Annotated in this window: 9 protein-coding genes; all 9 read left to right on the top strand. The window is 39.7% G+C overall.

What is annotated here, in order from left to right; all coding sequences use genetic code 11:
• Positions 1–129 precede the first annotated feature (129 nt).
• Positions 130–729, top strand: coding sequence for a phage scaffolding protein (locus tag ACI4WO_RS06050; RefSeq protein WP_439806665.1), 600 nt, complete (start codon positions 130–132; stop codon positions 727–729).
• A 20-nt stretch (positions 730–749) separates the two neighbouring features.
• Positions 750–1,844, top strand: coding sequence for a phage coat protein (locus ACI4WO_RS06045; RefSeq protein WP_439806664.1), 1,095 nt, complete (start codon positions 750–752; stop codon positions 1,842–1,844).
• 14 nt (positions 1,845–1,858) lie between these two features.
• Entirely contained in the window at positions 1,859–2,143 is a 285-nt protein-coding gene (locus tag ACI4WO_RS06040; protein WP_439806663.1) for a hypothetical protein, read from the top strand.
• A gap of 33 nt (positions 2,144–2,176) precedes the next feature.
• Positions 2,177–2,659: a phage tail tube protein gene (locus tag ACI4WO_RS06035; RefSeq protein ID WP_439806662.1), complete on the top strand. Its 483-nt coding sequence runs from the start codon at positions 2,177–2,179 to the stop codon at positions 2,657–2,659.
• A gap of 79 nt (positions 2,660–2,738) precedes the next feature.
• Positions 2,739–3,170: a phage tail assembly chaperone gene (locus ACI4WO_RS06030; RefSeq protein ID WP_439806661.1), complete on the top strand. Its 432-nt coding sequence runs from the start codon at positions 2,739–2,741 to the stop codon at positions 3,168–3,170.
• A gap of 195 nt (positions 3,171–3,365) precedes the next feature.
• A complete protein-coding gene (locus tag ACI4WO_RS06025; protein ID WP_439806660.1) occupies positions 3,366–7,295 on the top strand; it encodes a tape measure protein in 3,930 nt (1,309 codons plus the stop codon).
• The gene (locus ACI4WO_RS06020) at positions 7,295–7,996 is read left to right on the top strand and encodes a LysM peptidoglycan-binding domain-containing protein (RefSeq protein ID WP_439806659.1); all 702 of its coding nucleotides are present in this window, start codon (positions 7,295–7,297) and stop codon (positions 7,994–7,996) included. Before ACI4WO_RS06025 ends, ACI4WO_RS06020 begins: the two co-directional genes overlap by 1 nt.
• A gap of 12 nt (positions 7,997–8,008) precedes the next feature.
• A complete protein-coding gene (locus ACI4WO_RS06015) occupies positions 8,009–8,989 on the top strand; it encodes an XkdQ/YqbQ family protein (RefSeq protein ID WP_439806658.1) in 981 nt (326 codons plus the stop codon).
• A partial coding sequence (locus ACI4WO_RS06010; RefSeq protein WP_439806657.1) for a DUF2577 family protein occupies positions 8,982–9,233 on the top strand: 252 nt, incomplete at its 3' end. The genes ACI4WO_RS06015 and ACI4WO_RS06010, both read left to right, overlap by 8 nt.

Below are 9,233 nucleotides of genomic sequence, written 5' to 3'. Positions count from 1 at the left end.
GCTTTTTTCATGCCCTGAGCATGATATAATTTCGTCTTTTAAACGTTGCAGACGGTAAAGAACAAGGTCAGATTTCGTGGTTCGTAACCCACGGTAAAAAACGGAAAATTTGAAAGGACGGTAAACATTATGAACAAAGAAGATTTAATTGCAATGGGTCTGACAGAAGAACAGGCAAAGAAAGTTATGGATTCTCTTGACGGCAATTTTGTTACAAAAGCAAGATTCAACGAGGTCAATGAGGAAAACAAGACTTTGAAAAAATCTGTTTCTGACAGGGATAAGCAGCTTGAAGACCTGAAAAAGTCTTCCGGCGATAATGCTGAACTGAAAAAGCAGATTGAAGCCTTGCAGCAGCAGAATGCGGATCAGAAGAAAACGCATGAAACTGAGATGAATCAGTTAAAACTTGATAATGCTGTTGAAACAGCTTTGACTGCGGCAGGAGCCAGAAACACAAAAGCAGTCAGAAGTTTGCTGGATGTAAGTAAGCTAAAGCTTGGGGACGATGGTAAACCAACCGGATTTGATGAACAGCTTAAGGCTATTCAGGAATCTGATCCTTACCTTTTTGAAGAAAAACAGCAGACACAGCAGAATAATTTCAGGGGTTTTCAGCCTGGTGCTTCCTCAGATGTGAAACCGGGAGCAAAGGTTGATTTTTCAAAAATGACATATTCTGAAATGGCTGCTTATATGGCGGCAAACCCAGATGCAAAAATCGAATAAAGAAAGGATAGTGAATTACTATGGCAAAATTTGATTCCAAAAGCTTTAATCCACAGGCTTTCGGTCATTATGTAGACCGAATTCCTAATGTAAAGAAAAATGAGCTGGCAAAGTCCGGAGCAGTTGGTACTAATGAACAGGCAAGAGCAGCACTCTCTGATCAGACAGGTTCTTTATATGCCCGCATTCCGTATTTCGGAAGGATTGACGGAAGTACCTCTCAGAACAATGACGGCAATACTGACATTACCGCTACAAGTACAACCACTTATGAGCAGGGTTTTGTGACCGCTTCCCGTATGGACAGCTGGACTGAAAGAAGCTTCAGCAAGAATATTACGGCAGGCGTTGACTTTATGGATAATGTAGCCGCACAGATTTCCGATTACAAAATGGAAGTAAAACAGGATATGCTGCTTGCGATTCTTGACGGTGTATTCAGCATGAAAACTACTGGAAGTACTGCTGCGGCAAAAGCAGCAAAGGAGTTTCTTGAAAAGCATGTTTATGACATAACCGGAAATGAGGGCGAAGCCGCTTATGTTGGTGCAGCTACACTGAATAAAGCAATTCAGCAGGCTTGCGGTGATAATAAGAATATTTTCAAGCTGGCTATTATGCATAGCGAGGTAGCAACTAACCTTGAAAATCTTCGCCTGTTTAAGTACCTGACATACACGGATGCAGACGGCATTCAGCGTGATCTTGCGGTGGGTACATGGAACGGCAGAACAGTTCTGATTGACGACAGCATGCCGTCAGAGGAAGTTGATGTTCCGGAATCTTCATCTGGTGCAGGTGACGGTTATACCTATACTGCTTACACTACTTATGTTTTAGGTGAGGGTGCTATTATTCTTGATGATATCGGGGATTCAGTGCCTTATGCCATGAGCCGTGACGAGAAAACAAACGGCGGTCAGGATACGCTTTATGTTCGTGACCGTTATATCTGCGGTGTGGATGGTATCTCTTTTGAAAAGCCTGCAAGCATTACAGCTTCTGCTTCCAATGATGATCTGAAAAACGGAGATAACTGGAATATTATTAATGATGGTTCAAAGTCGATTCCTCACAAAGCTATTGCTCTTTGTAAGATAATTTCCAGAGGCTAAAGGCAGGTGATTTTATGCTGAATATGACAAAGGAACGATTGAAGTCATTCGGTTATGAATTTAAGGACGGAGATGAAATGATCCTTGCATTTTCGGTTCAGAAGGCGGAAAACACCATAAAGAATGATTGCAATGTTTCTTCTGTACCAGATGGGTTGCTTAATATTGCTGTTGACATGGCAGTTGGTGAATTCCTGACATCAAAAAAAACTTTTTCACCCGGTGACATCGAAGGACTTAATCTTCGGCAAATGCAAACCTTTCTGACAGAGGTATTGCGACAATGCCCCTTGAATTAGACTGGGGTGTTGAAGGAGAAGGAGTGGAATAAAATGTCTGGTAATGTTGTTATGAAAGCCAAAGATACGGTATTTGCGGCTTTGGCAGAATATTATGTTACTATAGGAACACGCCGGTATAATTTTATGCAGGCCATAAATCTTGAAGCTAAATTTGAGAAAAACAAGGTGGAAGTACCTATCCTTGGAAAAACCGGCAAGGGCAATAAAGCTGCCGGATGGAAGGGAACAGGCTCAGCTACTTTCCACTATAATACATCTGTTTTTCGTCAGATGATGCTCAAGTATAAAGATACTGGTGAGGATGTGTATTTTGAAATTCAGATTACAAATGAAGACAAGTCCTCGGCAGTAGGAAGACAAACTATTATTCTTGTTGACTGTAACATTGACGGCGACATACTGGCTAAGTTTGATTCTGACGGTGAATATCTTGATGAAGATATGGATTTCACATTTGAAGATTTCAAGATGCCGGAAGCCTTTAAGGATCTGGAAGGTTTTCTTACAAATTAATTAAACATGAATCCCCTTATATGAGCGTATAAGGGGATTCAATATTATAAAAATTATTAAATATAAGGAGAAATGTAAAATGTCAAAATTCGCAAAATTTATGAAAGCTAACAAAACAGTTAAGGAAAATGAAATGCATCCCGTTACAAAATCACTTTGTGATGAAAACGGCAAGCCTCTTGAATGGGAGTTTAAGCATATCACTTCTAAAGAAAATGAAAATATACGTGAAAGCTGTACTGTTGAAGTACCTGTTAAGGGAAAGCCGAATATGTATCGTCCGAAAATGAAAACCAGCCTTTATATTCAGAAAATGATTGCTGCGTCAGTTGTAACACCTGATTTGTATGACGCCGAATTACAGGATTCTTATGGTGTTAAAACTCCGGAGGATCTGCTTCTGGAGATGGTTGATGATCCGGGCGAATATAACGATCTTGCAGTATACGTTCAGCGTTTTCAGGGATTTAATGAATCATTTGAGGACAAGGTGGAAGAAGCAAAAAACTAATAGAGGAAGGGGATGGAGAAGCAAATTTTGCTTACTATGCCCTTCTTAAGCTTCATATTCTGCCGTCTGTTTTTCTGGAAATGGATGAACAGGAAAAAGCTTTTGTCATAGCAAGTATTGAACTCAAAATCAAAAATGACAAAGAAAAAGAAAAGGAAATCAATCGGAAGTCCAATAAAAAAGGAAGGTGATTAAATGGCTTCGATTAAAACGGTTATAGAACTCAGCGACAGATTTTCCGGTCCTATGATGGGTATTATTCAGGCAGCAAATGCCGGTTGTTCCGCAATGGATAGTGTTCAGGCGGCTATGAGCAGCAATTTTGATATAACGCCTTTTGATAATATTCAGGCAGAAATCGAAAGAACGATAGAAGCCGCAGACTCTTTAGACGCAGCTTTACGCAATATTGATTCACCTTCCGTTTCGCTTTCTGCAGTTCCCGGAAATACCCGGCATACCGCAGCAAACGTTGGATCTGATGAAACAATACGGGTACACGCAATTGTTTCAGATGTAAGTGTTCCTGAAAATATCCGTATTCCGGTAGAAGCAACGGTAACGCGGGTTAATTTTCCTGAGAATCAGATTATTTCTATACCTGTTTCTGTGCAGCCGCCGGAATCAGCCGATATCCCTGTACAAGCTGAAATGCCGCCTATAGACACGGGAGGTATTCAGGATTACAGGAATGAGATAGTTCAGGCAGAAGCGTCCCTTGCACAATTGCGTGATATGCAGAGCTCAATTGCAGAGCGAAGCCGTGGAATTTCTGTTATGCCGGAAAGCATTCGGACTCAGATTGATTCAGTTGAACGCAGTATTGAAAATCTTGGCGATTCTATATCTGCCCTTTATCAGAATCCTGTTGATCTGGGTACAGATGAGATACAGCAGGAAATCGCTAAAGTTAACAGTTCAATTTTAGAAGTTACAAACAGTCAGTCAAAGTTAAACAGTGCTTTGCAGGAGATGGAAAAAGCTGAACCGCCGCCCGGATTGGATGCAGGTAATGTGCAGCGGTATCAGGATGAGATTAATAAGGCGGCAGAATTGCTGCAGCAGGTATCAGTGATTCAGGATTCTATAAATGAACAAAGTCAGATATTTGATGTTATACCGAAGGATACAAAAACGCAGATTAATACTGTTAATCAAAGTATAGAGCAAATGGAGCAGGCTCTGAATTATATAAGAGAAAATCCGTTTGATCTGGATTCAGAAACTGCACGTATGCAAATTATCGAACTTAACAATTCTATTAAGGATACATTAAATAGTCAGTCACAGCTGAAAGATGCAATGCAGAAACTAAGCATTGACAGCACATCAAGCGTGGATATACCCGTAAATCCTGTTGCTCCTGATCCGTTGATCAATGCTACAGAACCGGTACAGATTCCTGTTCAATGGCAATCTGATACACTGGACGTGTTTACAAATACGGGCATTGAAAGATTTCAGCAGGAAGTTCAAAGCACAAATTCTATGCTAAATCAATTGACAGCTGCTCAAAGTAAAATAACACAGCAGGCAGAAAGCCTTAACATCCTTCCGCCGGAAGCTGTTTCCGATATTCAGGGAATGCAGAGCAGAATTCAGGAGCTTCAGTCTTCAATTGAGCAGATTGAGCAAAAATCGCTTGATATTGGAAGTGATAAAGCAAATGCACAGTTAGAACGGCTGCGAACTCAGTTAAGTCAGACTTTAAATTGTCAGGAAAACTTGAATCTTGCAATGCAGGGTATGGATATCGGCGATATCAACAGTGCGTACCTGCAATTATCTCATAATGTAAATAATTTGGAAAGATCAGTGCGTGACAGCTTTTCAAAACCCGTTGAAATTCCAATTACCTGGGAAAGTGAAACCTTAGACGTATTTACAGGAACAGGTATTGAAAGATTTCAGCAGGAGATTCAGAGTACTAATAACATGCTGAATACTTTGAACAGTACTCAGCAGAAAATTACAGCAGCGGCGGCACAAACTGATTTGTTTCCGGCAGGCTCTATAGCAGACATGAATAATATGCAAAGCCGGTTACAGGCAATACAGCAGCGCATTCAGTCTATTGAAAATAATCCTGTGAATATGGATACAGATTCTGCCAATGCAGAACTGGAACAGCTCAGAGGACAGCTTGATAAAGCAATTCAGGAACAGCAGCAGTTAAACAGTGCAATTGAACAAATGGATGTATCCGGAGCTAACGAAGCATATTTGCGTCTGTCCGGTACGATTGGCAATACTGAACGATATATCCGTGATAATATTACGGAGCAGGGACAGTTCAATCAGACAATCGAACAGGGAACACACGAAGCAAGTCAGCTGATGGATACAATAAAACGAGCCGCAGCAGCGTATGTGAGTATTCAAAGCATAGGAAAAATAATTGACTTGTCAGACGAGCTGACCCAGACAACAGCAAGAATAGATTTAATGAATGACGGGCTGCAGACAACAGATCAGCTGACTGATATGGTGTATCTGGCAGCACAGAATGCCAGGGGTTCTTTTACTGATATGGCTTCTGTTGTAGCGAAATTTGGAAATAATGCGGGTGCGGCTTTTGGAAGTTCTGAAGAGGTGGTTGAGTTTGCGGAACTTGTGCAAAAGCAAATGACGATTGCAGGTGCTTCAACAACAGAGGCGTCTAATGCAACGCTTCAGCTTTCACAGGCACTTGCTTCGGGAGTACTGCGCGGAGATGAATTAAATTCAATATTTGAACAGGCACCTAATCTCATTCAGAGTATTGCCGATTATATGGGCGTAGGCATTGGTGAAATACGGGATATGGCAAGTGAAGGACAAATTACAGCTGATATAGTAAAAAATGCTGTGTTTTCAGCGTCTGATGATATTAATGCTAAATTTGAAGAAATGCCAATAACATTTGAACAAATATGGCAGTCTTTTAAAAATACGGCAATCATGGCTTTTCAGCCTGTTCTTGAACAATTGAGTGAATTTGCTAATAGCGAAGAATTTCAGATATTCGTAAATAGTGTTATTAACGCATTGGCAATTGTGGCAGGAGTTGTTGCTAAGGTTTTTGGCGTGGTAGTTAGTGTAGCAAGCTTTATAGCTGAAAATTGGTCATTGATTTCTCCAATTATCTACGGAGTAGCAGCAGCACTTGCTGTTTACTATGGTTGGCAACTGCTTTGCTCAATAGGAAGCGCTATTATGTCTATGCCCGCAGTTATGGGTTTTATCGCTTTAATCGCAATAATTTTTTCGGTTTGTTCAGCAATTGCTAAATTCACAGGAGTTGCTAATTCAGGATTCGGAGTTATATGCGGCGGCGTCAATATTGTTATTCAATTTTTTAAAAACTTAGGCTTAAGTGTCGCAAACATTGCTCTTGGCATAGGAGATGCAATCAGTGCTTTATGCAGCAACATGAAGACTGCATTCCATAATGCTATTTGCAATGTTCAGTCATGGTTTTATGATCTGCTTTCTACTGGATTAACGGTGATTGAGGGTATATGCGAAGCTCTGAATAAACTGCCATTTGTAGAGTTTGATTATTCCGGTATTACAAACAGTGCTGATGAATATGCAGCCAAGGCAGCCGAAGCTGCCGGAAACAAAGAAGAATATGAATCTATCGGTGATGCATTCAGAGAAGGCTATAACACATTTGATACCTTCCAGGATGGCTGGGTATCTGATGCATTTGATTCTGGAGCAGCCTGGGGCGATAAGATTTCTGATAAAATTTCCGGTCTTTTAGACGGATTTGGAACAGACTCTATACCAAATCCTGATGATTATAGCAATTACGGCGGCTATTCTGGCGGCGGCGTGTCTGACGGCGGTTTTGAGGATATCGGAAGTGGAATAAGCGACATAGGCGGCGGTGTTGACGATATTGCCGGAAACACAGAGGATATTGCTGATTCTATTGATATCACAGAGGAAGAACTGAAATATCTCAGGGATATAGCAGAGCAGGAGACTGTGAACAGATTTACGACTGCTGAAATTAAAATTGAACAGACAAATCATAATAATATTTCATCAGAAATGGATCTGGACGGAATTGTAGCCGGACTTACAGACGTAGTAAAAGAAGCCACAAGTATTATGGCGGAAGGAGTGCATACATAATGCCAAAAGGAAGGTATGATTTTTATCTGAGTAATTGTTTACTGCCCATCCCGCCTTCGGAGATGCAGGTAAAAATTAATAACGCCAATAAAAAAGTGACTCTGATCGATCAGGGCGAAATTAATATACTGAAAACGGCTGAACTTACAGATATTGAGTTTGAATGCATAATACCTCAGGTTAAATATCCTTTTGCGGCATACAAAGTAGGTTCAAGAACCAGTTTTCAGCCGGCAAAATATTTTCTCAATTATTTTGAAGGACTGAAAAAAATCAGAAGACCCTTTCAGTTTATTGTATCCAGGACTTTGCCAAATGGCAAGGTCCTTTTTTCCACAAATATGAAAGTATCTATGGAAGATTATGAGATCACTGAAAAAGCAGAAAACGGTTTTGATCTGACTGTAAAAATAAAGCTTAAGCAGTATCGTAATTATGGTACAAAAACAATAAAGGTAAAAATAAAAAAATCCGGTTCTGGTGCAAAAGCAACCGTTAAGAAAAAACGTGATTCTTCAAAAGATACCTCTGCTTCTAAAACCTATACTGTTGTATCAGGGGATTGTTTGTGGAATATCGCAAAAAAATTCTATGGTGACGGTTCAAAATATACTGTAATCTATAACGCCAATAAAAGTGTAATTGGTTCAAATCCTAATCTTATTTATCCCGGACAGGTCCTGACTATTCCGGCAGTATAAGGGGGCGGTTAAATGAACGCAGAACTTCTGATAGCATCATCTGACGGAGAAAGGGCGTATATGCCGGTCGTTGAGGAGGGGATTGAATGGAGTACAGAAAGAAGAAGTACGCCGGGTAAGCTGTCTTTTAAAATTGTAAATAGCGGCAATTTAAAGTTTTCTGAAGGGTCGGCAGTGCGTCTGAAAATAAATGAGGAAAAGATTTTTTATGGATTTATTTTCAGTCAGAAACGTGATAAGGATCAGATTATTACAATTACTGCTTATGATCAGCTAAGGTATTTAAATAATAAAGATACTTATGTATATGAAAATAAAACTGCTTCTGAGTTTATTAAAATGATTGCAGCAGACTTTTCATTAAATACAGGGGCTATAGAAGACACGAGATTTGTTATAGCGTCAAGAGTAGAAGATAATACTTCGTTATTTGATATGATAGAAAATGCTCTTGACATGACATTGCAGAACAATAAAGAAATGTTTGTTCTTTATGATGATTTCGGAAAGCTTACATTGAAAAATATTTCTTCTATGTATGTGGGAAAATCCGGTACTTATCTTATGATTGACGAGGAAACCGGAGAAAATTTTGAATATACATCCAGTATTGACAGTGATACTTACAATAAAATAAAACTGACTTACGACAATGAGGATACCGGAAAAAGAGATGTTTATATTGCAAAAGATTCCGGGCACATAAATGAATGGGGCGTTTTGCAGTATTTTGATACACTTTCTCAGGGGGAAAACGGGCAGGCTAAAGCAGATGCTCTTTTAAAACTGTACAATAGCAAAACCAGAAAACTTAAAATCAAAAATGCTTTGGGTGATACAAGAGTAAGAGCCGGAAGTATGATTGTAGTTAACCTTGATTTAGGAGATGTTAAACTGAAAAATTTTATGCTGGTTGAAAAAGCAAAGCATACATTTAAGCTTAATGAACATTTTATGGATCTGACACTCAGAGGAGGTGAGTTTATTGCCTGATGCAGTTGAACTGATGAAAATTATAAAGAAAACAGCCCTTGCGGCTGTAGAAGCTTCAAAGCCTGTCCAGATATGTTTCGGTTCTGTGAAAAACACAGAGCCGTTGAAAATTTTTGTGGATCAGAAAATGACACTGGGAGAAAATCAATTGGTTTTATTAAAGAATGCTGCCGAAGTTCAACAGGAAACCACAGGAAGTATTACAGCTTATGCGGAGTCATTTGTAGGGAAAATCCCTTATCTT

The organism is Porcipelethomonas sp., assembly GCF_051893655.1.
Classification (GTDB): domain Bacteria; phylum Bacillota; class Clostridia; order Oscillospirales; family Ruminococcaceae; genus Porcipelethomonas.
This window is presented reverse-complemented; position numbering and strand designations above follow the sequence as displayed.